We start from the raw sequence: 22,637 nt of genomic DNA, 5'->3' as shown, positions 1-22,637 counted from the left end.
GTGGGCGGAAGATAATCTGACTTGGAGCCAAAGACGGTGAAGATGGTGACCCTAGAGGCGATCGATGCCGCGGCTGAACGCATTCGAGGTGTGGCACGCCGAACACCGATCGTGGAGGTGTCGCCCGCCACAGGTGACTTACCAATTCTTCTCAAGTGCGAAAACCTGCAGGCGGCAGGTGCGTTCAAGATCCGCGGCGCCTATAACACCCTTGTGCAGCTTGATGCAGGGGCACGTGACCGTGGCGTGATTACCTATTCGTCTGGCAACCATGCTCAGGCGGTCGCACTGGCGGCTCGTGTGCTAGGCGTGCCGGCGACGGTCGTGATGCCAACGACAGCGCCGAAGATCAAGGTGGATGGAGCGCGTGAATTCGGCGCGGAGGTGCTTTTCGAGGGTACGACTTCACGAGAACGCGGTCGCCGGGCGGAAGCAGAAGCATCGGCGCGCCAGTTAACTTTGATACAGCCTTTCGATCACGAGTGGATCATTGCTGGTCAAGGCACCGTCGGCCGTGAGCTTTTGGAGCAGTGTCCGACCGTGGCAACAGTCATCTTGCCAGTGGGGGGTGGCGGGTTAGCCGCAGGCGTGTCGGCAGCGGTCAAACAGGCGAAGCCCGGAGTGCGAGTCATAGGGGTGGAGCCGGTTGGTGCGGCAACGATGACAGCCTCGCTTGAGGCCGGGCAGCCCGTCACGCTCGATAGTGTGTCGAGTATCGCTGACGGTTTACTACCGGTACGTCCTGGCGACCTGAACTTTGCTCATATGCAACGCTTCGTTGACGAGTTTGTTACCGTTGACGATCGGTCGATCGCTGAGGCTGTCGTTTGGCTGCACCGCCATGCGAAGCTTGTAGTAGAGCCGAGCGGTGCCGCGTCGGTCGCCGCTGCCCGCCGGATGGGCGCCGACCTTGCTCGACCAGTGGTGGCCGTCTTAAGCGGTGGCAACATGGCCCCGGAGACGCTTGTCGCCTGTGTGGAACTAGCTGGTTAGTCGTCAGTTCGTTGGGTTTGTTGCCAGGTTTCAGCCAGGTCGATTGCTTCTTCCACTGTTGTCACACTTCCGTCGAGTTGGCGTTCGTAAATAGCTCGGAGAACAGTTCCCAGTGCTGGTCCGGCACTCCATCCTCGGGCGATTAGGTGCCGCCCTTTGAGTAGCGGTTTCGGAGGGGCATGTTCTACCTTTAAGCTTCTGGCCCGCTCGATAAACCAATCCATCGATGAGCAATCGAATTCACCAGTCCGGCCGAGACAATCCGCCGTACTCAGCCGCGCAAGGAGTTCTAGGTCCACTTTTGATGCTAATCGCCGAAACGCGCCATCACCGACGTTGTCGTGCGAGCGGTGCCACATCCCAGGCTTGAGGTGGTGAGCCACCATGCCAAGCACCTGATGTCGCACGTCGAAACCGTCGATGGTGTGTATGTTCAACCGATCAAGGAAGGTGATCGCAGGGGGGATGCCTGCCGCCTCGTGGTCGAGCGATCGAATCCGGCCATCAATGACCCGGGTAGTGGCCGGCTTACCGAAATCATGACAGACGGCGCCAAGCATAATCGCAGTCTGCGCTGGACGCGCTAAGTCATTAATACGTCTGCGTGCCTCATCAATGACCAATAAAGTATGGGTCCAGACATCTCCCTCTGGATGCCATTCAGGCTCCTGCGGGCAATTTATGAGAGCGACTAACTCGGGGAAGAGCTGGTCAATGATACCTAGTGACTGCGCTAGCGTGAATCCCTGTGACGGCTTGGATGCGAGTAGAAGCAGTTTGTCGAATTCTCCCCATACACGTTCGGCCGGAAGGTCGTCGAGGGGAAGCCTTGCGCAAAGACTTGCCGTCTCCACCTCAAGGCTGAATTCGAAACGTGCAGCAAACTGCACCGCCCGCAACGCGCGTAGGCTATCGTCGCTGAACGTGTTCGGGTCGACGGCTCTAAGCAGACCATCCTTGAGATCAGCGCGTCCAGCGTAGGGGTCGATATATTCTTCAAGCAGCGGATCCCAGCCGATCGCGTTAATGGTGAAGTCCCGACGCCGGAAGGCTTCATTGTGGGAAAGATTGGGGTCGCCGGTGACCGTGAAACCACGGTGGCCGCGACCACTCTTCGATTCTCGGCGCGGAAGTGCGACGTCGATGAAGCCCACTTTGTAGACGGTGAAGCTCTCCCCGACGGCGTTGACCGAACCGAAAGTTGCTAGCAAGCGACGGAGTTGTTCGGCGGACAAGCCGTAAACTTCGAGGTCGATATCCTGGGAGGGGTGACCGCGCAGCTGATCACGTACCCAACCGCCAATGAACAAGGCGCGCCCACCGGCCTCTCGAACTGCTTGGGCGATCTTGATGGCGAACTCAACCTCGGTACTCATAGTGCATGGAGCATAGGCCGCGCCAGACGAAAGCCGTAATCAGTGTAACGATAGGTCGGGTCCAGCTTGCTCCGCGCGGCTACACGGCTTACGGTCGTGGCGTGTCGCCACGCTCCTCCTCGGGACGCCCGGCGAACGCCAGAGACTGGGCCGGTTGGGTTCAATGCGGGGGACCGCTTGTAAAAGTCTGCGGCATGCCAGTCCGCACACCACTCGTGGATGTTTGCAGCGATGCCAAAGAGCCCGAAGTCGTTGGGCTCTCCGAGCATCACGGGCCACGGGCCGTCGAGTGGGCCACGACCACCGTTGGGTACCCACTCGGGAATCGTGTCGCCCCACGGGTAGTGACATCCCTGTCGTTGTCCTCGCGCGGCGCGTTCCCATTGCGCTTCCGTTGGTAGGCACGCCAGTTGCCCTTTGGTCGATAGCCAGTGGCAATATGCCACAGCATCGTTCCAACTCACACCGACCGCAGGCTGACCTGGACGAGACAGTGCAGGTGTTCCCCAATCACGCGGATGCGGATGGCCGGTGGATGTCAGGAACACGTTGTATGCCTCTCGAGTTACTGCACAGGTTGCGATTTCGAAAGCATCGACCCACACCCGGTGTAGAGGCTGCTCGTCGGCCTGACCGGCTGTACTGCCCATCACAATCCAACCAGCCGGTATCGATACAAATCCACCTAGTGTCGGCACACGATCTGTCGTGACCGGGTCGGACGCACCACGGCCCAATGAGTGATGTTGAAAAGCTTTCACGACCATGGAAAGTCAGTGCGTCGCTTGGTCGGAACTTGGGGAGAGTAGATGCTGAATTGAGCGGGCGTAGTAACGCAAAACAATCCGCTCGCGTACCCGACACCTTGTGCCGTCGAGAATCACGATGCCTCGCTCGATCATCGGTTCGATCGCCTCGTCAAGGGCTTGTTGACCGGTTGAGACAGCCAGATTTGCGTTATTGCTTCGCAGCACTTCGATGAGCCCGTCGATTCGGTCAGTCAGTTCCGCAAGCTCGATGGAGGGACGCATGGCTGCCGAGACTAGGGCGGTCGGCAGCACCTTGTGCAACTTTCCGATCAAGTCACCGATCCGACTGGCTAGACCCATCACCTCGCGACGGGAACCAGGATCGTAACCGCCTAACGGAAGCGGTGCACCGAACGTAACAAAGGCTCGAGATTGATACCCTACCCCGTAGCGCACCATCTCGGCGAGCTCCCGCGCAAATGGCCGCTGTTGCCGTTTGACGCCCTGATGCGCTAGCACCTGATCTTCAAGTACGAAGTCGTAGGCTACGGCCATCGGGACGATCTTTAGGTCGTCTCGACCGGCTTGGAGCGCTGCATGTAGCAGTCCCGTTTTCGGTGTTTTCATGGCGCCGTTGTATGAACGGCCGCCTTCGAGATAGACCAAAAAGTCATGGCGCTTTAACAGCTCTGCGACATAGGCCTTCAGCGTTACCAGATACGCCGGGTCCTTTGTGTTGCGTCGGATTGGGATCGCACCAGTCACATGTCGATGCAGGAGGCCCAGTGCACCGCCGAACAGGTTGATGCCGGCAGCGATTAGCGGTGGTCGGATTCCGTGGTCGTCAAGAATGAGTGGTTCAACAAGGTAATCAAGATGGCTCTTATGATTTGACGCATAGATCACGCGCCCCCGGCCGGTTGCGGCCTCGGCTATTTCAACGGCCTCGGGCACTCTCGTAATTTTTCTAAGGATCGGATACAGCGGATGCTTCAGCGCTCTGTAGAATGGATAGCGCTGCGTCGTACGAAGTTCCTCTATATAAGCCTGTACCCGTTCGCGAGCTTCAAGATCGCTTTCGCCAGGACCACCGCGAAGGTATCGGGCAACCTCGTCATGCGCAAGCACCGCTTGAGTGATGTCATCCAGCATCCCACTGGCACTATATCATGTGTTTTCAAGCAGATGCCGTGAGTGAAGGTGACTGAGTTGGGATTGGTTAGCCCCCGCGTCGGGCTTCCCAGTAGAGCAAGACCAGGGCGCCCGTGATGTTGGCGAGCATCAACGCTGTTGATAGTGCGTGGAGGCGTCCGAATCGGGCACGGCGTGGGTCGTCGGATTCCAGGGAGGCGACTGGCCCACCAATTTTCTGCTGCATCCGTTCAATTGTCGGGGAGACCCCACGGCCTGAATAGAGGCTGATAAGTAACATCGCCACGATGATGACGAAGCGGATTTCGAAACCGACGGGCTTCGAACCGAGAGCCGCCATGCCGATTAAGCAAGCCAACAGGAGTCCGGCGATGGCATAGGAGGCAATGTGAAACCGCTTCAGGGTCTCTCCAAAGACCCGACCAGCCAACGTGCGTCCGGTGTCGGGATTATCTTGCTGCAACACTGCGAAGGTCGCTGGTGCGGTAATTCCCCCCAGTGCGACCATCCCGCCAAGCCAAAGTGCGAGCAGCAACACATACGCATACCTGAACGCAATCATCGCTGGCATTATAGCGGACTGTTGGGAGGCGTCTGTACCGAGGCACTAGCTGCCGGACGACGCTATGGTAGACTCTTGGCTTCGGAGTCGAGTGTTGGCGGTCGATAGATCATCCCTCGTGCCCGCGTTGCGTAACGTCGCTGCGCGCCTTCGTATTGATTCGATCCGGGCGACATCTACCGCTGGAAGCGGACATCCCACCAGTTGTTGCTCGGCCGCTGACGTTGTTGCGGCCTTATTCTTCTCGGAGATGCGGTTCGACCCCGAGAATCCACAGTATCCCCACAGTGATCGATTTGTGTTGTCAAAAGGGCATGCCGCGCCATTGCTCTACGCGGCATGGGCGCAGGTGGGTTTCGTCGGAGATGTCACTGCCCTACGCCGGGTCGACTCTGATCTGGAAGGACATCCGACCCCGCGTCTTCCATTTGTGGATGTCGCAACCGGCTCCTTGGGGCAGGGTGTCTGTGCAGCTGTTGGTATTGCCCTCAACGCTCGCCGGCTGCAATCGCCATATCGCACTTACGTCCTCCTCGGTGATGGCGAGTCTGCGGAGGGGTCGGTGTGGGAAGCTGCGCAGGTCGCCGAGCAACACAAACTGGACAATCTCTGTGGCATCACTGACGTCAACGCCCTCGGTCAGAGCCGGGCGACTCAGTGGGGCCATTCGCTTGAACAGTTCGCACAACGATGGGAAGCGTTTGGGTGGCGGGCGATATTGGTGGACGGGCACGATTTGGACGCGATTTTGACTGCATTCGATGAGGCGCGTAATACGCAGGGCCGCCCGACAATGATCTTGGCTCGGACCCTCAAGGGGAAGGGCGTATCGCTGTTCGAAGGACTGGATGGGTGGCACGGCAAGGCTCTCAAGCTTGGCGATGACATGAACGCGGCGATTGCGGAGCTCGAAACGCAGATGGTCGACGGCGCTAGTTGTCCACCCGTAGCCGCACCTGTGGATGCTCCCGTGGAACCCACGGGCCCGGTGGATGTGAGTGGGATGCCCGCGCCTGCCTATGACTTAGGAGCGCAGGTGGCGACCCGGACTGCCTACGGCACCGCGCTGGCCGCTCTTGGGGCGGTCGACCAGCGCGTGGTGGCATTGGATGCGGACGTTAAGAATTCCACGTTCAGTGAGACGTTTGAAAAGGCGCACCGTGCGCGCTTTTATCAGACCTACATCGCCGAGCAAGTTATGGTGGGCGCGGCTATGGGGCTGGCCAGCCGCGGCGCTATTCCGTTTCCGTCCACGTTCGCGTGTTTTCTGTCTCGTGCTTACGACTTCATCCGCATGGCGGGTATCAGTAACCTAAATCTCAAGCTCGCTGGGTCGCATGCTGGTGTGTCGATCGGTGAGGATGGTCCATCCCAGATGGCACTCGAAGACCTTGCGATGATGCGGGCGGTCCCCAACTGTGCCGTACTGTATCCATGCGATGGCGTCAGTGCTGAGCGTCTTGTCGCTGCGGCTGCCGCACACCAGGGCATGGTCTACATGCGGACCTCACGCCCTAAGACCCCAGTTATTTACCCGCCATCAGAGCAGTTCGTTATTGGGGGATCAAAGACGTTGCGGGAGAGTCCGAACGACGTTGCGACTGTTGTCGCCGTTGGTGTAACGGTGTTTGAAGCCCTGGAAGCGGCTGACTTGCTCGCCAAGGACGACGTTGCGATTAGCGTCATCGATGCCTATTCGCTTTCGCCCATCGATGCGGCGACCTTGATTCGAGCTGGCAAGCGCTGTGGCAACGCCCTGATCACTGTTGAGGACCATTATGTGAGCGGTGGACTCGGTGATGCCGTGAGTGCGGCCGTCGGCACCGACGGCATCGACGTGCATCGCCTGGCGGTGTCCGAGATTCCACGCAGCGGCAAGCCTGATGAATTACTGGAGAAGTACGGGATTTCCGCCGCGCGGATTGTTGCAGCCGTGCGACGTGTCGTCACCGCATCCTAAGCTCCCGTTCTCACCCGTCACCAAAGCGCAAAGGAGCAGTCCAAACTGCATTTGCGGACCGGACAGTCGGACAACGGTTAGTCTGGTGTGAGCGGCGGTCTGGGCGGAAGCGTACGCTTGTGTGCGCCCGCATCCGTCAGTTGCCCGATACGCTTGGCCGACTCGGGGGATACGGCTTCTGGTCCATCCTGAAGGTATGCGGCGAGTTCTGCGTAAGAGAACCCCATCTCAGTTTCGTCCTTCTGTCCCGCCCAGAGTCCAGCGCTCGGTGGCTTCTCGATGATGGGCGTGGGAACCTCGAGCTCCCGTGCTAGGTCTCGCACCTCATCTTTAAGTAGGTTCCCAATAGGCAGCAGGTCGACGCCCCCGTCGCCGTATTTTGTGTAGTAGCCGATCGTTACCTCGCTCCGATTTCCGGTGCCGGCCACGAGATAGTTCATCGCGTTCGCCACGAAGTAGAGTGAGGTCATACGGAGCCGAGGTTTCACGTTGGCCAATGGGAGGCGCGATTCAAGGTCGTCTGGCGCTTGGGGCAGATTGCCCAGTGAGGCGCGCAGTTCACTGGTCAGCGTGTCATACACCGCATCGAGATTGATAGTGATGGTAGGCAGGTCGAAGTGGTCCGCCACGAGCCTCGCATCGGCGGCGTCCTGCGGTTCACTATGGCAGGGTAGGACTACGCCGACGACAGCGTCGGGCAGGGCGAGTTGGCAGAGACGGGCCACGGTCGCCGAATCGATACCGCCACTCAGGCCCACAACCAGACCATCTGCGCTCGTTCCGTCGACATGCCGACGGATCCAGTTTGTCAGAGGCTCACTGAGCAAAGTCATCAACCTTTGACTATACGCCGCCGGTCGGGGGCCCTGCAACGACTTCGGTGACAGGTAAGTCGGGTGGGCTGACACCCGAACCAGCTGTGTAGCCAGGATACGCGAGTTCGTCTTGGAAAAACGTGGTCTGCGTGGACAGGAAGAGTAGTGGGACCCAGACCAGTAGAACGATGCCCAGGGGGAACACCATCAGCAAAGACTCTATATGTAGATAAATAGTTGCTACCCCCCCAGTTCCCAACACGATGGCGGCTATCTGTGCATTGAGCAAATAGAGTCTAAGGACCGCGCCCGGTCGCCGCACGGCGAACCGGAAGCCGGCGGCGACGGCGAAGACCATACTGCGCCGGTCTTCCACCACCGTCCGAATCTTGGCGTAGTCGAGCACGATGTCGCAGAAGATGTAACCGAGACCGAGGAGAACCAGGTAGTAGCCGAATTGGTAGTAAAGCCATACGTAGAGGCTGCCACCTAGGATAAGAGCGGACAGCAAGTGGAGGCGGAGAAGTCGAAAAAAGAACGTGCCGCAGGCTCTTTGGAATGCGCCAGCCCGCATTGGACGGTTCTGAGCATATCGATGGAGAACCCCACCGGTGCACCACGCCCGGATGATCGAGTAGACAACCAAGAATTCGAATACAAATGGGTATTCACTCACAGTTTCCAGTCCGGGAGTAAGAAGATCAGTCACACCCACCATGAGAAAGAGGATTGCGAGCAGAACCATCAGCGCGGGAGAGGACAACACGCGCCGGAGGCCATCACGAAATGCGGGTGTAATGCTCATCTGATCAGTAGACGTCAAGTCCGTTCCACTGAACGTGGGTCAAGGTTGCCTGTGTATGCCGCCGCAGTGAAGCACACCAACGTTGGCTTGAGCCATGTAGTTTCAGCGTTAGGAGACAAATCGTATCACCGTTCAGCAGGGTGCTGTGTTCCCGCGAGTGCCTGCCAACGACCCGAGTATAATCGTGGATTGGTTATGCGGCGGCGTTACGAGAAACAAGCGCTCGCGGAGACGGAGGCAAGGACATGGCAATTCGGGTAATGCATTTTGGTCTTGGACCGATCGGGGCTGCGGTGGCACGCCAGGTGGCGACGCGGCGAGGATTCAAGGTGGTGGGCGCGGTTGACATTGACCCGGAGAAGGTGGGTCGTGACGTCGGTATCGTTGCGGGGCTGAAGCGTCGACTCGGTGCGAAGGTCTCGTCGGATGCGCTAACCGCGCTGCGGCGTAGCAAGCCGGATGTGGTTGTGCTGTGCACGAGTTCCTCGCTCCGTGTGGTGACCGCGCAAATCGAAACGATTCTCCGGGCTCGGGTGCCGATTGTCTCGACGACCGAGGAATTGTCTTACCCAGTGTCATCGAATGCGCGGTGGGCACGGAAAATTGACCGTCTCGCCAAACAGGCGAAGGCCGCCGTGCTTGGGACCGGCGTGAATCCCGGTTTCACGATGGATGCCTTACCGATCACGCTGACTGGTGTGTGCGAGCGCGTTGACCGGGTCGAAGTAGACCGAATCCAGAACGCGAGTACGCGACGTCTACCGTTCCAGAAAAAGATCGGGTCCGGACTCACGAGAACGCAGTTTCGGAACAGGGTGAAGGAGGGTACCGTTCGTCACGTGGGCCTGGCGGAATCCGTTTCGATGATTGCTGATGCCCTGGGATGGAAGCTCGACCGGATCGCTGATCGCATCAAGCCCAAGATTGCCACTAAGCGTGTGGCGAGTCGGTTTCTTACGGTGAAGGCTGGTGAGGTGTGCGGCCTTGTGCAGGACGGTATCGGATATCGCGCTGGTAAGGCGGTCATTAAATTGCATATGGAGGCGTATCTGGGGGCTCCAGAATCGTATGATGCCGTGCGCATCACCGGGTCCCCTCGCCTCGCGATGAAATTGGCAGGGGGCGTGCACGGCGATGTTGCTACCGCGTCGATTGTGGTGAACTCAATCCCGAAGGTATTGGCCGCACCGGCTGGGCTGCAGACGATGCGGGACCTGCCGATCCCTTCGTATGTATCGAGTTGAGGTGGTAATCCGGTTGCGTCGGCTAAACGACATATGGATGTCGGGCGATGGCATTTCTTGTCTCCAGTTGACACTGGCCGTGTCCGTCTCTACATTCGACTCGTGGCTCCTAGGCGAGGGTTCATTTTGTTGAGGGTGTTATGAAACTTCGAGGCGTGCTCGCACCGATTCCGACACCGTTTCGCGATGAGGCGATTGACCTCGATGTTCTGGTGCGTAACCTGAGGTTTTGGCTGGGCACCGAGCTATGTGGGATTGTGGTCCTCGGCACTAACGGTGAAGCAGCACACGTTGATGACGACGAAGCGGACCTCCTTATCGCCAAAACACGCGAGGTGGTGCCAGCCGACCGAACGCTTGTGGTCGGCACGGCACGAGAATCTACCCGAGCCACAATCTCGGCGACACGGCGCGCTGGGGCCTTGGGTGTGGACGCTGTGCTCGTTCGGACCCCGTCATTCTTTCAATCACTAATGACGCCCGAGACGCTGGTCGACCATTTCTTGGCTGTCGCCGATGCGTCCCTTGTGCCGGTTCTCCTCTATAACATTCCGCAGGTGACCGGGGTGAGTCTGGCGGCCGAGACAGTCGCGAGGCTGGCCGAACACCCAAACATTCCGGGGATTAAGGAGTCGAGTGGCAACGTGTTGCAGGTGAGTCAGCTTGTGAGTGCCACGGGACCCGAATTTCAAGTCGTCGTAGGGTCGGCCCAGACCTACTATGCGAGTCTGAGCGTTGGTGCGGTGGGTGGAATACTTGCTCTCGCCTGTGTGCAGCCTTCGCTCTGTGCTCGACTACATCAGCTTACCCTTGAGAATCACTCTCATGAAGCCCTGACGCTTCAACAGCAACTAATCCCGCTTGCCGAGATGGTGACCTCACGATTCGGTGTTCCGGGACTAAAGGCGGCTATGGACCTGATTGGTGTGGGAGGGGGCGACCCACGCTTTCCGTTGCGCCGGTGTACGGATGAAATCGTTCAGGAGATCCGGACAGCGCTGACAGTGCTCGAAGCGTCCTCAGGAGTGAGTCAGTCGGTGTGATGACCAATACGCTGGACCGTGTTAAGCGTATGTTTGACAGTGTCTTACGATGAATTGGCGCCTTGACACTGTTCAATGCAACAGGGCAGAATGAAATTGCTATGGAGCAGACGCTCCTTTTGAACGCTACATACGAGCCACTCAAGGTGGTGCACTGGCAGAAGGCGATCACGCTTTTGTGCCAGGGTAAGGTTGAGGTCATTTCTGAGTACGACCGGGAGATTCGGTCGGTCTCGATTAGTTTTAAGCTGCCATCAGTCATCCGGTTACTCAGCTATATCAGGATCAAGAAGCGGTTCAATTCCGTGCCGTTCTCTCGGGCGAACATTTACGCGCGTGACAATCACACTTGTCAGTATTGTGGGGATGCTTCGCCGACGACGGATTTGACCTTCGACCATGTTGTGCCGGTCGCCCAGGGCGGCCGGAAGGATTGGGAAAACATCGTCACGTGCTGCATCACGTGCAATCGTAAGAAAGGCGGTCGCACACCGGCGGAGGCCCGTATGCGCTTGATTCGCAGACCGCGACGGCCTAAACGCGCCCCCGTGGTTCGTGTAACGGTTGGGTTACGTGAGACTCCAGATAGTTGGCGGGATTACCTCTACTGGAATGTCGAGCTCGACGAATCGTAACGGGGTACACAGCGCGTTCGTTTACCACTTACGCGCTTCTCTCTGACGTCACTATGTCTTGCGCTTTGCCTTCCCACCATGTATCCGGCGTGCGGCCGACTTGGGCAGTTGCCGGCGGCCGAATTACCGTCGAGGGCCAAGGGTTCGACCTCAACCCTTTGCCCGAGGTACGGATCGGTGGCCGACCGTGCCGTGTTGTATTTGCATCGCCGCGAGCGCTAGATGTGGTTATCCCAGACGGTGTTGAGGAGGGTTCCGCTTCGGTCCAGGTTGGGACGATGGAGCCAGGTGCGGTATTCGTCGAGGTGGGCGCACCCATCGCCGAAGGACTGCACCAGGTGGACAGCCCCGTCTTCGACCTGGCTGGAAACCTCTATGTGACCTATAGCGGTACCAGAGGAGAGCAGGCGCCGATTGGTATTTTCCGGATCAAATCCGACGGGAGCCGAGAACCGTTCGCCTCGAAGGTGCCCAATCCGACGTCGATGGCTTTCGCACCGTCGGGAGATTTGTATGTCAGTAGTCGGTTTGAAGGTAAGGTCTATAAGGTCACTCCGAAGGGGGAAGTCGATGTCGTGGTCTCCAAATTAGGGTCTACGAGTGGGATCGTATTTGATGAGGCAGGCACACTTTTTGTTGGCGATCGATCTGGTCAAATCTTTCGCGTCGAGGCTTCGGGACAGACGAGCGTCCTCGCATCACTGCCATCAAGTATCGCTGCTTTCCATCTAGCGGTAGGGCCTGGCGGCACGTTGTATGTGACTGCGCCAACATTATCGACATCAGATTCGCTTTACCGCATCGATGCCAGCGGTAAAGTCGACGTAGTACACGCGGGCTTTGGTCGCCCACAGGGCCTGGCCTTCGACGCTGACGGTAAGCTTCACGTCGTTGAAGCCTTGGCTGGTGCCGCAGGCCTCTACGCCCTTACCGATCGGGGATCCATGCAGCTCACTCTTGCCGCGGAAGCCCTCGTCGGTGTTGCGTTTGGTGCCGCCGGTGAGGTTGTCGTGACATCAAACGATACCGCCTACCGCCTCTCGCCAGGTGAAGGTCGATAGCCGCCCAGCACTGATTTTTTGATGACGGTCGTGATAGCATGACGGGTTCAGGATCGTCAAAAACCCGCTGCTGTACGGCATGACACACAGCCACATCAAGGTCCGCGGCGCGCGCGTTCATAATCTCCGAAACATCGAGGTCGATATCCCGAGAAATCGACTGGTGGTCATTACCGGCTTGTCCGGTTCGGGTAAATCCTCCCTCGCGTTCGATACCGTGTATGCGGAGGGCCAGCGCCGTTACGTGGAGTCCTTATCGGCTTATGCGCGCCAGTTTTTGGAGCAGATGGAGAAGCCGGATGTTGATTTGATTGAGGGCCTGTCTCCCTCAATTTCTATTGAACAAAAGACAACCGGTGCAAATCCCCGTTCTACCGTTGGCACCGTGACAGAGATTTACGACTACCTCAGATTGCTCTTCGCCAATATCGGTGTTCCCCATTGTGCAGAGTGCGGACGGGAGATCACCTCACAGACTGTCGAGCGCATCATCGACTTAGTGATGCTCGACCCATCTGGTGAGCGGGTGAACGTGCTCGCCCAGGTCGTTCGTGGCAGGAAAGGTGAGTTCAAGAAAGAGTTGGCCGCTTTGGCGGCGAAGGGTTTCACCCGGGTCCGTATTGACGGTGAAATGTATGCTCTGGAAGACCAGTTCAAGATCGACCGATACCGGAATCACACGGTCGAGGTCGTGGTCGATCGTCTGGTCGTCAATCCTGACCCTGACGTGATACGCCGGCTGGGTCAATCGATTGAAACCGCGCTTGAGCTTGCTGACGACACCGTTATCATCAACACTCACAGTGGTGGCGACCGGCTGTTTTCACGGCGGCTTGCTTGTCCCCACTGTGGGATTAGCATGCCGGAGATGACGCCGCGTGCGTTTTCCTTTAACTCGCCGCAAGGAGCCTGTCCCGATTGCCAAGGGCTCGGTCTTGTCCATGACTTTGATCCGTCTCGGATCATCCCCGATCCCGAGAAGACGCTTAGTGACGGCGCGATTGCTCCATGGGCGCACGGCGATGAGAAGTCTGTCAAAGCAGCTCTCAATGATCTACATCGTCGTTATGAAATTCCTTTGGATGTGCCGTTCGGTAAACTGTCGCGAAAGATGCGCCAGGTCGTTTTGTTTGGGGTAAAGAGTTCGGGCCCTAAAAACGGCAGCCCAGGGCGCCGGACCAAGTCCCGTAGGACGACTCAAGCGAAGGCGGGTTTCGAGGGTGTAGTACCGAACATGCGTCGGCGCTACTTGGAGGGTCGATGGGCCGACAAGGAAATCTTGGAGCCATATCGCGCTTCCGGACCGTGCGCTTCGTGCGCAGGAGAGCGTTTGAGGCCGCAGAGTTGCGCTGTGACTGTTAAAGGCGCAACGATTTCGGAGTATGTCCGACAGCCAGTTAGTGACGCGCTCCTACGTTTTGAGGCGATGGAGCTTACTGAACGGGAGGTTCAAATTGCAGGTCGCGTTGTAGGGGAGATCCGTGACCGCCTGCGCTTTTTGAATGACGTCGGGGTTGGGTATTTGACTCTGGGGCGGAGCGCGGCGACGCTGTCAGGAGGGGAAGGTCAACGGATCCGGTTAGCAACGCAGATTGGTGCAAACCTCACCGGGGTACTTTATGTGCTCGATGAACCGTCAGTTGGTCTTCATCAGCGTGACAATCAACGTTTGTTGACTACATTGGCGCGTCTGCGTGATTTAGGGAACACGGTCGTTGTAGTCGAGCATGACGAAGAGACTATCAGAGCAGCTGACTATGTGATCGACCTGGGCCCAGGGGCGGGGGAGCACGGTGGTCAGGTTATCTTTCAAGGTCCAGCCTCAGAATTGCTGACCCGTGGAGATAGCGGTTCACTTACTGGCAGTTACTTGCGAGGGGAACGCGCGATTCCAGTGCCTCCCACACGTCGACCATGGCAACGTGGGACGATCAAGATTCGTGGGGCACGTTGTAATAATTTGCGAAAGATCAACGTGACCATTCCGCTAGGTGTGTTCACTGCGATCACTGGCGTAAGCGGTTCTGGAAAATCGACGCTGGTCAACGACATTCTTTATCGTGCACTAGCCAAGGTGCTCTATCGCGCCTCGGACGAACCTGGTCCACACGACGGCATCGACAATGCCGAACTAGTGGATAAGGTTATACAAATAGATCAGCTACCGATCGGCCGTACACCACGTTCGAATCCGGCAACTTATACCGGCCTGTTCACCTTCATAAGAGAGCTGTTTGCAATGTTGCCCGAGGCCAGGGCACGTGGATTTCGTCCTGGCCGTTTCTCATTTAATGTTAAAGGTGGACGGTGCGAAGCGTGCCAGGGGGATGGCGTGACTTCTATTGAAATGCACTTTCTGCCGAATGTGTACGTGACGTGTGAGCAATGCAAAGGAAGGCGATACAACCGCGAAACGCTCGAAATTAGGTATCGAGGGAAATCGATTGCCGAAATCTTAGACCTGACCGTCGATCAAGCGACGCCATTGCTCGAAAATTTTCCACCTATTGCGACCAAACTGCAGACCCTCCGCGCCGTTGGTCTTGGCTACATCAAGCTCGGTCAGTCGGCGACAACGCTGAGCGGCGGTGAAGCGCAGCGGGTCAAGCTGGCTAAGGAACTCTCGCGCCGCGGGACCAGCCGCACCCTATACATTTTGGACGAACCGACGACTGGACTTCATTTTGAGGACACACGCAAGCTATTGGACGTGCTAAACCAACTCGTTGACCAGGGGAACACTGTAGTGGTTATTGAGCACAACCTTGATGTGATTAAGTCTGCCGATCACATCATTGATCTCGGGCCCGAAGGAGGAGAGGCTGGAGGACAGATCGTTGCAGAGGGCACTCCAGAGGACGTTGCTGCTGAAGCGAAGTCCTTTACAGCTAGTTATTTGAGACGATTTATTAATGGTCGCAGCATGGAATGAGTGTGATAAAGTGCCCGGTCTGGGTAGCTTTGCGTGGGGTTGTCCTGTAAGGCTGTTGTTTCGCTCATGGTTGTTCCTTTGGAAACGATTTAGATGCGCTTTCAGCAGACTCTGCGTCGCTCCGTCACTTGCGCTGGGATTGGGCTTCACTCTGGCCAGAAGGTTTCTCTTTCTCTGAAGGCTGGGTCGCCTGACTCGGGTATTCGGTTCCGTCGCGCTGACCTTGGTGGCCATGAGATACCTGCAATGGTCGAAAATGTTTCTGGTATCCACTATGCGACAGGTCTAGGAGTGGATTCTGCGTCGGTAGAGACGGTCGAACACCTCCTTGCGGCACTAATTAGCATGGGAGTGGATAACGTTATTATCGAGTTGAATCAGCGAGAAGTGCCGATTATGGATGGGAGCGCGGCACCGTTTGTCTATCTGATCCAGGAGGCTGGGACTAGGCGTCAGGCGAAGGCACGGCGCTTTTTGAAAGTCACACGCCCCATTTCTTTATCGATGGGCGATAAACAAATTGCACTGTATCCGTCAGAGCATTTTAAGATTACCTATAGCATCAGCTTCGACCATCCGTTACTCGAGCACCAGTCGCGGGAAATCCAGTTGAATGAGGAGAGTTTTGTCGACCAGATCGCGCCCGCGCGAACGTTCGGCTTTCTCAAGGAAGTTGAAAGGCTGCGGCGGCAAGGACTAGCGCTCGGAGGTTCACTCGACAACGCGATTGTGCTCAGCGAGTCTGGTGTGTTGAATCGTTCGCTACGTTTTGAAGACGAGTTTGTACGTCATAAAATCCTTGATGCGATTGGGGACCTTGCGTTGATAGGGTACCCGCTGATTGGACACCTCGTGGTAAACCGCGGCGGTCATGCCCTGCACACCGCGTTTGCATCAATGGTCCTTGAGAATGATGAGGCTTGGGAGGTAGTAGAGTCTACGGTCGATGCAGCAACAGGTGCCGCAGCTCTTGTGCCCGTCAAATCTACGACCTGACCAAGTACTTTCTTCACAGTGGTTTAGTTCGAGTAGCGAAAAGCGGCTTCAATTCCCGCCTACTGGGCTGTGCGCTCCGAATTGGTCGATCACTGGCGGAGAATTTCTCCCGATCTACAATGTTAGCGAGCCCTGACGCTATTCGGCACGCGCGATGAAACCTCAATTGCCCATCCCCTTAGTGTAGAGAACGTGTCTGACGAAGCATTTGATAATTCACCCGATGGGCTCGCGTGTCAGGCCGTGCCACTTGCGCGAATAGCTCAAATGGAAGGCACGCCAGTCTACGTCTACGCGGCTCATGTCATCTGCCGTCAGTTTTCGATGTTCGATGCCGCATTTCAGAAACATCCTCACGCTGTCCACTATGCGCTAAAGGCGAACTCAACTCTGGGAATACTGCGTCTATTGCATTCTCTGGGTTCCGCTGCAGATGCGAATTCTTCAGGCGAGATCGATGTGGCCTTGCACGCGGGTTTCACCCCGAATCAGATCGTCTTTACTGGTGTTGGAAAACGGACCGACGACCTAGCCAAAGCGGTGTCTCTGGACCTCAAAGCAATTAATGCGGAGTCGGTAGGAGAGTTGGAACGGATTGATGCGATCGCTACCGCACACGGCCAAAGGGCTAACGTGGCGCTACGCGTAAACCCCGATATTGAATCGATGAGCCACCCACACATTTCCACTGGCGCCAGTCGAGATAAGTTCGGTGTTGCGTTGAGTGAAGCACCAGCGATTTGCCGTGAGATGGCGACACGGCCCGGGCTCAGGATCATAGGTATCCATGTACATATTGGTTCCCAAATCGTTAAGGTCGCACCACTCCGCTGTGCGGCTGCCACGGCTGTTGACCTAGCGCAATCCCTTATGGCTGAGGGTCTGCCACTTGAGTACGTGGATGTAGGAGGAGGGGTTGGCATATCTTACGACGACACTCCTGGTCTCGACCTCACCGAATATGCAGAAGCTTTACTTAAGGAAGTGAGCGGTTCAGGACTAACGCTCGTGCTTGAGCCAGGAAGGTTCATCGTTGGGCCAGCGGGAGCACTCGTCTCACGCGTCATTGACGTAAAGTCACACCCTGATGGCAGGACCTTTGTTGTTTTAGATGCGGGAATGACCGAGTGTCTGCGTCCCGCGCTCTATGGTGCTCGCCACCGCGTAATTTCGGTCAAGTCTCGAGTCGGAGTGGATTACGCTGTTGATGTTGTCGGCCCTGTCTGCGAGAGTAGCGATTCGTTTGGTACTGATTACAAATTACCACCAATGCAGGTTGATGATCTCGTGGCAATTCTTGACACCGGAGCCTATTGTGCTGCTATGTCCTCGAATTATAATCGTCGTCCGATGCCGGCTGAGGTCTTGGTTGAGGACGGGGCGTGGACCCTTATTCGACGGCGTCAAACTGTGGAGGCAATGTTGGCTCAAGAGGTGTAGTGCCTCTCTTAGTGGCCGACACGATTGATCAGATGGCGGGACTTCTTATTGCATTCGAGGGGCTAGATCAAAGCGGGAAAGAGACCCAGGCCAAGCACCTTCGTGATCACCTAAGGGAGCAGGGTCATAAGGCTCGCGTCGAATCCTTTCCAGATTACGGCACCACAATCGGCGAAGAAATCGCACGCGCATTGCAGGGTGAGCGCGAATATGCGCCCGAAGTGATGCAGTTGTTGTATGTTGCGAATCGATTTGAACGTCGCGCCGATCTAAATCGCTGGTTGGCTGGTGGCCTCATGGTAATCTGCGACCGCTATTTGGCTTCCAGTATCGCCTATGGTGAAGCGCAGCACCTGGACCCAGTGTGGTTAACGGACATGCAGCGGCATCTGCCAAAGCCAGACCTCACAGTTCTGCTTGACATTTCAGCTGACACGGCAGCTCGTCGGAAGGTCCAAGACCGCGATCACTACGAGCGAGATCTAGAGATGCTGACGCGGGTACGAGAGAATTACTTGAGGCTAGCGAGTGACGAATGTTGGGTCACAATTGACGGGGAGCGGTCGAAGGCTGAGGTTTCGGAGGCGGTCATTGTGGCCGCCACTGCACGATTTCCACCGCCGTAATCACCTTCATCTGCTTCGTATCTTCGGTCTGGGTCGGCTGTCGCAACACCTCTGGCAATCATTCAGCCATTTCTGAATAGTCCACCTCAAGTCGTTCGGCATCACCCCAGAGTTGCTCTAGGCCGTAAAATTTTCGAACGTCTGGAGTGAACACGTGGACTACGAAGTCGAAGAAATCCAGCAATATCCATTCGGAATGTTCAGTTCCTTCAATGACCGCAGGCTTTGAGCCGCTCTGTCGGAGTTGATCTTCGATGCCTTCGGCGATGGCTTTTACTTGACGGGGGTGAAGGCCTGAGCAAATAACGAAAAAATCGGTAAAAGCAAAGGCAGTTCTTAAATCCAACACGACAACGTCAGAGGCTTTCTTTTTCTGTGCCGCAAGGACACTCGCTCTAATAGCCTTGGGTAACCCAGGAAGCTCACCCTCCTGTCTTTGTGTATCACTCATTGAAAGTGCCTGCCGCTTGGTGACGGTCCATAAAGGCGGTGCGCGTGGATATACTCTGCGATGCCTCTCGGTACGAGGTCATCTATTGATGCCCCGACGGACAAGCGGCGGCGGATCAGACTGGATGCGATGTCTGGTGCGTTGGCCTCAATCGAAAAAATCGCTGTCCGTCCCTTATCGGGGAAAGGGCCCAAGTCCTCAAGGCTTACCTCGTGAAATCTGTGTGCTATTTCTGGAAGACTGTGCCGGAGTGTGCTCAAGTCGTGGCCAGGTCGTGATAGAACGACGAAGTGCGACTGATCGAGTAACTCTGGATAGCCCTGCCAGTTGGTGATGTCTGCAAAAGCATCAGCGCCAGTGATGAAGAACAATCGCAATCTTGATTGGCCCCCATCAATCAAGCGCTGTAGCGTTTCTGTGGTGTATGTAGGCACTGGACCCTGTAGTTCTAGGTCAGAAGCGGCCAAACCTTGGTGCCCCTGGACTGCCAGTTCCACCATCGCTAACCGGTCCGAAGGCGACGCCATTGGTGCCGATAATCGATGTGGCGGTACTCGGGTCGGGATTAGGAGCACACGGTCAAGTTTGAACACCCGCTTAGCGGTTTCAGCGATGGAGACGTGTCCATTATGTGCAGGGTCGAATGTTCCGCCGAGCAAGCCGGTTCGCTCGAACATATTCATTTTTGTGTTGCCGGCGGGACCGATTGAGCGGTTCCCGACACAGTTTGCCAGAGGGCCTCAAGCAGCGGTTGCAGTCCCTCACCGGTGACGGCGGAAATTGGATAAACGGGCACTTCCTGCTCGCGAAGCACTGCACTAAGACGATCGAGCCTTGACGGTTCGTCTAATGCATCAATCTTGTTCGCGGCGACTACCTGAGGTCGCTGGTCAAGCGGCCTGACTTCGTCATTTGGATCGGTGGAGTAGAGGGCTAGTTCACGACGGATCGCATCGTAGTCGTTAAGCGGGTCGCGACCCGACGCCGATGATACGTCGATGATGTGTACCAGAACCTTGGTGCGCTCAAGATGACTGAGAAACCGATGTCCTAGGCCATAGCCACTGTGGGCGCCTTCAATAAGACCTGGTATGTCCGCGACAACAAAACTGCGGTTATCTGACAGGCCCACGACACCAAGATTAGGAGACAGTGTGGTGAAGGGATAGTCTGCAATCTTTGGTCGTGCGGCTGAGATGTGTGCGATGAGAGTCGATTTTCCCACGTTCGGGAACCCGACGATTCCTACGTCGGCTAGCAGCTTTAGCCTCAGCCGTAGTTGCCGGTCTTCACCTTCGAGTCCAGGTTCCGCATGACGGGGCGCTTGGTTGGTCGAAGTTGCAAATCTGGCGTTGCCGCGGCCGCCCAACCCACCTTTAGCAGCGAGCAACTGCTGACCAACATCGGTCAGATCGGCCAATTCGATGGGTCCATCTTCGGCCATTTCATAGACGATGGTGCCCACTGGCACTTCGAGTTCGAGGTCGCCGCCGTTACGTCCACTTCGATTCGCACCCTCACCATGTGCGCCGCGCCGCGCACGAAACTCAGGATGAAATCGGTAGTGAACCAGTGTGTTGTGATGGGGACTGGCGATGATGTGAATGGAGCCTCCACAGCCACCATCGCCGCCGTCAGGACCTCCTCGAGGGACGAACTTCTCTCGGCGAAAACTCAGGCAGCCTCGACCGCCGTGGCCGGCGGTGACGTGGATGTCGACTTCGTCGACGAACATGGGAGCGGTTGCAGCGCCCAAAACATTATTGAAGCGCGGTAAGATGACTCGAGATTCAGGTTTCGAGGGGAAGCACGCTAATGACTCGGCCACGAGCTCCGTGGTCCTCAAAGCGCACTCGGCCAGAAGTCTTTGCAAAGAGCGTATCGTCTTTACCCAATCCAACGTTGAGGCCTGGTCGAAAACGTCGCCCGCGTTGCCGGATTAGAATAGCTCCACCAGGGACTAGATTGCCGTCGTATTTCTTGACACCCAGCCGCTGGGCATTACTGTCTCGTCCGTTCCTTGAACTGCCTTGTCCCTTTTTATGTGCCATCGCTTCGTACCTAGGGGAAATATGGCTTTATGTCTATGCGCGAATGTCTTTAACCCGGACACGCGTTAGTACACTCCGGTGCCCTAAAGTCCGTCGCATCCCCTTGCGACGCTTCTTCTGAAAAACTCTAATTTTCGGTCCACGGACCACAGCATCGACAACACCCACAACTGACGCCTCCGTCACATAAGGCGAACCAGTAACAATCTCTCCGCCGTCCTTGCCGATCAGCAGTACTCGGTCGAAACTGATTTCCTGTCCAGCTGCCTTAGGGACTCGGTCGATCGTGACCAGCGTGCCCGGGCTCACCCGAACCTGCCGCCCACCGCTTTGAATGATTGCATACACCGCCAACGCTCCTTAATTCATATTCGAGCCATGCCAATCCAAGGACCCCAAATAGCCTAAGTGTGAACCGACGGGCTACCACTGGGAAGCTAGGATGGGCACCGCCAGCACCCTAGAGTATCACTCCGTTAGATGTCTCTGCAAAATAAGAGCTTGTGAGGGAAACGCCAAGATCAGGCCAAGGCTACCTTAGTAGTATACGTGTGCCGCGAATGGTCTGCGTACTTAGTGCGCTCAGGAAGGTTGGGAGTAGTCGGTCCATTAACTCAAAATATGAGGAAAGTGCCGGTGTGTTCTGCTCGGCCTCGTACAGGATCTCTTCTCGGTGTGACTCAGTGTACAAAGTGGCGCCTGTCCGTCCATCAATGAAGACGAATTTCGGGCTAAGAACGTAGCCAGTACGCTCTCGGTAGGCACGAATTGGAACGACACGTCGTCGCCCGAACGAATCATAGGATTCCTGCTCCTGCGTAACAAAGCCGGCGCGCGCATGTGGTGTGAACAACACCGTGCCTGTCACGATCAGCGGTTGCTGGTGACTGGCACCAAGTTCTTGCCAGAAGCCGAGGTCAGCAAAGACCCGCTCGTATTCCTCCAACTCCTGTTCCTCAGCGATCGTATTTGGTTCGGCGAGCGGAACGGCATCATTAAAGCCCTCGCCGACCTCTTTTCGGAGAGCCATTTCGGTTAGTGACAGTACATCGGCCTCAACCACCCGAAGATCTGATCGATTTCTGAGTTGACTACGTAACAGACGCGCAGTCTCACGGTTGGCATCGACTTCGTCACTACCGCCGACAATAAATCCGGCGATGAGAATGTGACTGAAGGACGAGACGTCGAGCTTTGGTTGGAGAGGCGTTTCGATCGCCACTTCGTGAAGCGAACCTGCGCTACTGCATGCCGTTAGTAAAGCGAGAGCCACTGCGCTGCTAGCGAGTCGTACGCTCATTGAGCTCTTTGAATAGGTCAAAATTCTGCTGTATGGTCAGATTGTCAGGGTCGAGTTTGCCAGCTTGCTCGTATGCTTTACGAGCATCATCGAATTTGCCCGCATGTTCGTAGGCGATGGCAAGGTTGTTCCAGGCGGCTGCATAGGTGGGATCAATCTCCACAGCTCGGTTCCACCGATATGTAGCTTCACGCCACAAGCCGCGTTCGGCGACTTCGATGCCAAACTCCACCTGACGTTTCGCATCAGAGCGGTCATCGGCTGAGACGGCCGTTGACATGGTAGCTAGGGTCAACAGGAGAGCGATACGCAAATTCATTTCGACCACAAGAATCTCTAAGGTTCAACTATAGTCAGGGACACTTAAGCGGTGCAAGTAGTTTCACTTGTTCCGTAATAGAAGCTGTCCCGCTGGCATTCTGTTCTGGAAAGCCCCTTCCAATTCA

General features: G+C 56.6%; 23 protein-coding genes. 10 read left to right on the top strand and 13 right to left on the bottom strand.

What is annotated here, in order from left to right:
* Positions 1-42 precede the first annotated feature (42 nt).
* Positions 43-993: a threonine/serine dehydratase gene (locus QGH09_03385; GenBank protein HJO17229.1), complete on the top strand. Its 951-nt coding sequence runs from the start codon at positions 43-45 to the stop codon at positions 991-993.
* Here the strand turns inward: QGH09_03385 and QGH09_03380 are convergent.
* The 4 genes from QGH09_03380 to QGH09_03365 all read right to left on the bottom strand — a co-directional run bounded on the left by QGH09_03380 (position 990) and on the right by QGH09_03365 (position 4,841).
* Positions 990-2,369 (bottom strand): hypothetical protein, encoded by a 1,380-nt coding sequence (locus tag QGH09_03380; GenBank protein ID HJO17228.1) that lies wholly within the window; start codon positions 2,367-2,369, stop codon positions 990-992. The two genes, QGH09_03385 and QGH09_03380, sit on opposite strands and share 4 nt — an antisense overlap.
* Positions 2,366-3,136, bottom strand: a complete 771-nt coding sequence (locus QGH09_03375) for an SUMF1/EgtB/PvdO family nonheme iron enzyme (protein ID HJO17227.1) — start codon at positions 3,134-3,136, stop codon at positions 2,366-2,368. The genes QGH09_03380 and QGH09_03375 overlap by 4 nt, the downstream gene beginning before the upstream one ends.
* Positions 3,137-3,142: 6 nt before the next feature.
* Positions 3,143-4,270 (bottom strand): 1-acyl-sn-glycerol-3-phosphate acyltransferase, encoded by a 1,128-nt coding sequence (locus QGH09_03370; GenBank protein HJO17226.1) that lies wholly within the window; start codon positions 4,268-4,270, stop codon positions 3,143-3,145.
* A 67-nt stretch (positions 4,271-4,337) separates the two neighbouring features.
* Complete coding sequence (locus QGH09_03365) at positions 4,338-4,841, bottom strand: DUF4149 domain-containing protein (GenBank protein ID HJO17225.1); 504 nt, start codon at positions 4,839-4,841, stop codon at positions 4,338-4,340.
* A gap of 55 nt (positions 4,842-4,896) precedes the next feature.
* On the opposite strand from QGH09_03365, the gene QGH09_03360 reads away from it, so the two are divergent.
* Positions 4,897-6,792: a transketolase gene (locus QGH09_03360; GenBank protein ID HJO17224.1), complete on the top strand. Its 1,896-nt coding sequence runs from the start codon at positions 4,897-4,899 to the stop codon at positions 6,790-6,792.
* Between the two features lie 77 nt (positions 6,793-6,869).
* On the opposite strand, the gene nadE is transcribed toward QGH09_03360, so the two are convergent.
* Both nadE and QGH09_03350 read right to left on the bottom strand, forming a co-directional pair.
* Positions 6,870-7,625: an NAD(+) synthase gene (gene nadE, locus QGH09_03355; GenBank protein HJO17223.1), complete on the bottom strand. Its 756-nt coding sequence runs from the start codon at positions 7,623-7,625 to the stop codon at positions 6,870-6,872.
* 10 nt (positions 7,626-7,635) lie between these two features.
* Positions 7,636-8,412 (bottom strand): hypothetical protein, encoded by a 777-nt coding sequence (locus tag QGH09_03350; protein HJO17222.1) that lies wholly within the window; start codon positions 8,410-8,412, stop codon positions 7,636-7,638.
* Between the two features lie 245 nt (positions 8,413-8,657).
* Between QGH09_03350 and QGH09_03345 the strand changes: the two genes are divergently transcribed.
* From QGH09_03345 to tmk, 8 genes are all read left to right on the top strand, one after another.
* The gene (locus QGH09_03345; protein HJO17221.1) at positions 8,658-9,656 is read left to right on the top strand and encodes a hypothetical protein; all 999 of its coding nucleotides are present in this window, start codon (positions 8,658-8,660) and stop codon (positions 9,654-9,656) included.
* Positions 9,657-9,796: 140 nt separating this feature from the next.
* Positions 9,797-10,699 (top strand): dihydrodipicolinate synthase family protein, encoded by a 903-nt coding sequence (locus QGH09_03340; GenBank protein ID HJO17220.1) that lies wholly within the window; start codon positions 9,797-9,799, stop codon positions 10,697-10,699.
* 62 nt (positions 10,700-10,761) lie between these two features.
* The gene (locus QGH09_03335; GenBank protein HJO17219.1) at positions 10,762-11,334 is read left to right on the top strand and encodes an HNH endonuclease; all 573 of its coding nucleotides are present in this window, start codon (positions 10,762-10,764) and stop codon (positions 11,332-11,334) included.
* An 89-nt stretch (positions 11,335-11,423) separates the two neighbouring features.
* Entirely contained in the window at positions 11,424-12,395 is a 972-nt protein-coding gene (locus QGH09_03330) for an IPT/TIG domain-containing protein (protein ID HJO17218.1), read from the top strand.
* 79 nt (positions 12,396-12,474) lie between these two features.
* Positions 12,475-15,327, top strand: coding sequence for an excinuclease ABC subunit UvrA (gene uvrA, locus QGH09_03325; protein ID HJO17217.1), 2,853 nt, complete (start codon positions 12,475-12,477; stop codon positions 15,325-15,327).
* A 93-nt stretch (positions 15,328-15,420) separates the two neighbouring features.
* Positions 15,421-16,323, top strand: coding sequence for a UDP-3-O-acyl-N-acetylglucosamine deacetylase (gene lpxC, locus QGH09_03320; GenBank protein ID HJO17216.1), 903 nt, complete (start codon positions 15,421-15,423; stop codon positions 16,321-16,323).
* 192 nt (positions 16,324-16,515) lie between these two features.
* Positions 16,516-17,763 carry a diaminopimelate decarboxylase gene (lysA, locus tag QGH09_03315; protein ID HJO17215.1) on the top strand — a complete coding sequence of 416 codons (1,248 nt, stop codon included), beginning with the start codon at positions 16,516-16,518 and terminating at the stop codon, positions 17,761-17,763.
* The gene (gene tmk / locus QGH09_03310; GenBank protein HJO17214.1) at positions 17,763-18,389 is read left to right on the top strand and encodes a dTMP kinase; all 627 of its coding nucleotides are present in this window, start codon (positions 17,763-17,765) and stop codon (positions 18,387-18,389) included. Before lysA ends, tmk begins: the two co-directional genes overlap by 1 nt.
* A 58-nt stretch (positions 18,390-18,447) precedes the next feature.
* Here the strand turns inward: tmk and rsfS are convergent, their stop codons facing one another.
* From rsfS to QGH09_03275, 7 genes are all read right to left on the bottom strand, one after another.
* Complete coding sequence (rsfS, locus tag QGH09_03305; GenBank protein ID HJO17213.1) at positions 18,448-18,840, bottom strand: ribosome silencing factor; 393 nt, start codon at positions 18,838-18,840, stop codon at positions 18,448-18,450.
* Complete coding sequence (nadD, locus tag QGH09_03300; protein HJO17212.1) at positions 18,837-19,517, bottom strand: nicotinate-nucleotide adenylyltransferase; 681 nt, start codon at positions 19,515-19,517, stop codon at positions 18,837-18,839. The genes rsfS and nadD overlap by 4 nt, the downstream gene beginning before the upstream one ends.
* A gap of 2 nt (positions 19,518-19,519) precedes the next feature.
* Complete coding sequence (gene obgE, locus QGH09_03295; GenBank protein HJO17211.1) at positions 19,520-20,575, bottom strand: GTPase ObgE; 1,056 nt, start codon at positions 20,573-20,575, stop codon at positions 19,520-19,522.
* 55 nt (positions 20,576-20,630) lie between these two features.
* Positions 20,631-20,891: a 50S ribosomal protein L27 gene (gene rpmA, locus QGH09_03290; GenBank protein HJO17210.1), complete on the bottom strand. Its 261-nt coding sequence runs from the start codon at positions 20,889-20,891 to the stop codon at positions 20,631-20,633.
* Positions 20,892-20,924: 33 nt separating this feature from the next.
* Positions 20,925-21,239: a 50S ribosomal protein L21 gene (gene rplU, locus QGH09_03285; GenBank protein HJO17209.1), complete on the bottom strand. Its 315-nt coding sequence runs from the start codon at positions 21,237-21,239 to the stop codon at positions 20,925-20,927.
* Between the two features lie 184 nt (positions 21,240-21,423).
* Complete coding sequence (locus QGH09_03280; GenBank protein HJO17208.1) at positions 21,424-22,191, bottom strand: hypothetical protein; 768 nt, start codon at positions 22,189-22,191, stop codon at positions 21,424-21,426.
* Positions 22,172-22,510 (bottom strand): tetratricopeptide repeat protein, encoded by a 339-nt coding sequence (locus tag QGH09_03275; GenBank protein HJO17207.1) that lies wholly within the window; start codon positions 22,508-22,510, stop codon positions 22,172-22,174. Before QGH09_03275 ends, QGH09_03280 begins: the two co-directional genes overlap by 20 nt.
* Between the last annotated feature and the right edge of the window lie 127 nt (positions 22,511-22,637).

It is taken from the genome of Vicinamibacterales bacterium (genome assembly GCA_036012125.1).
GTDB lineage: Bacteria > Acidobacteriota > Vicinamibacteria > Vicinamibacterales > UBA823 > UBA11600.
This window is presented reverse-complemented; position numbering and strand designations above follow the sequence as displayed.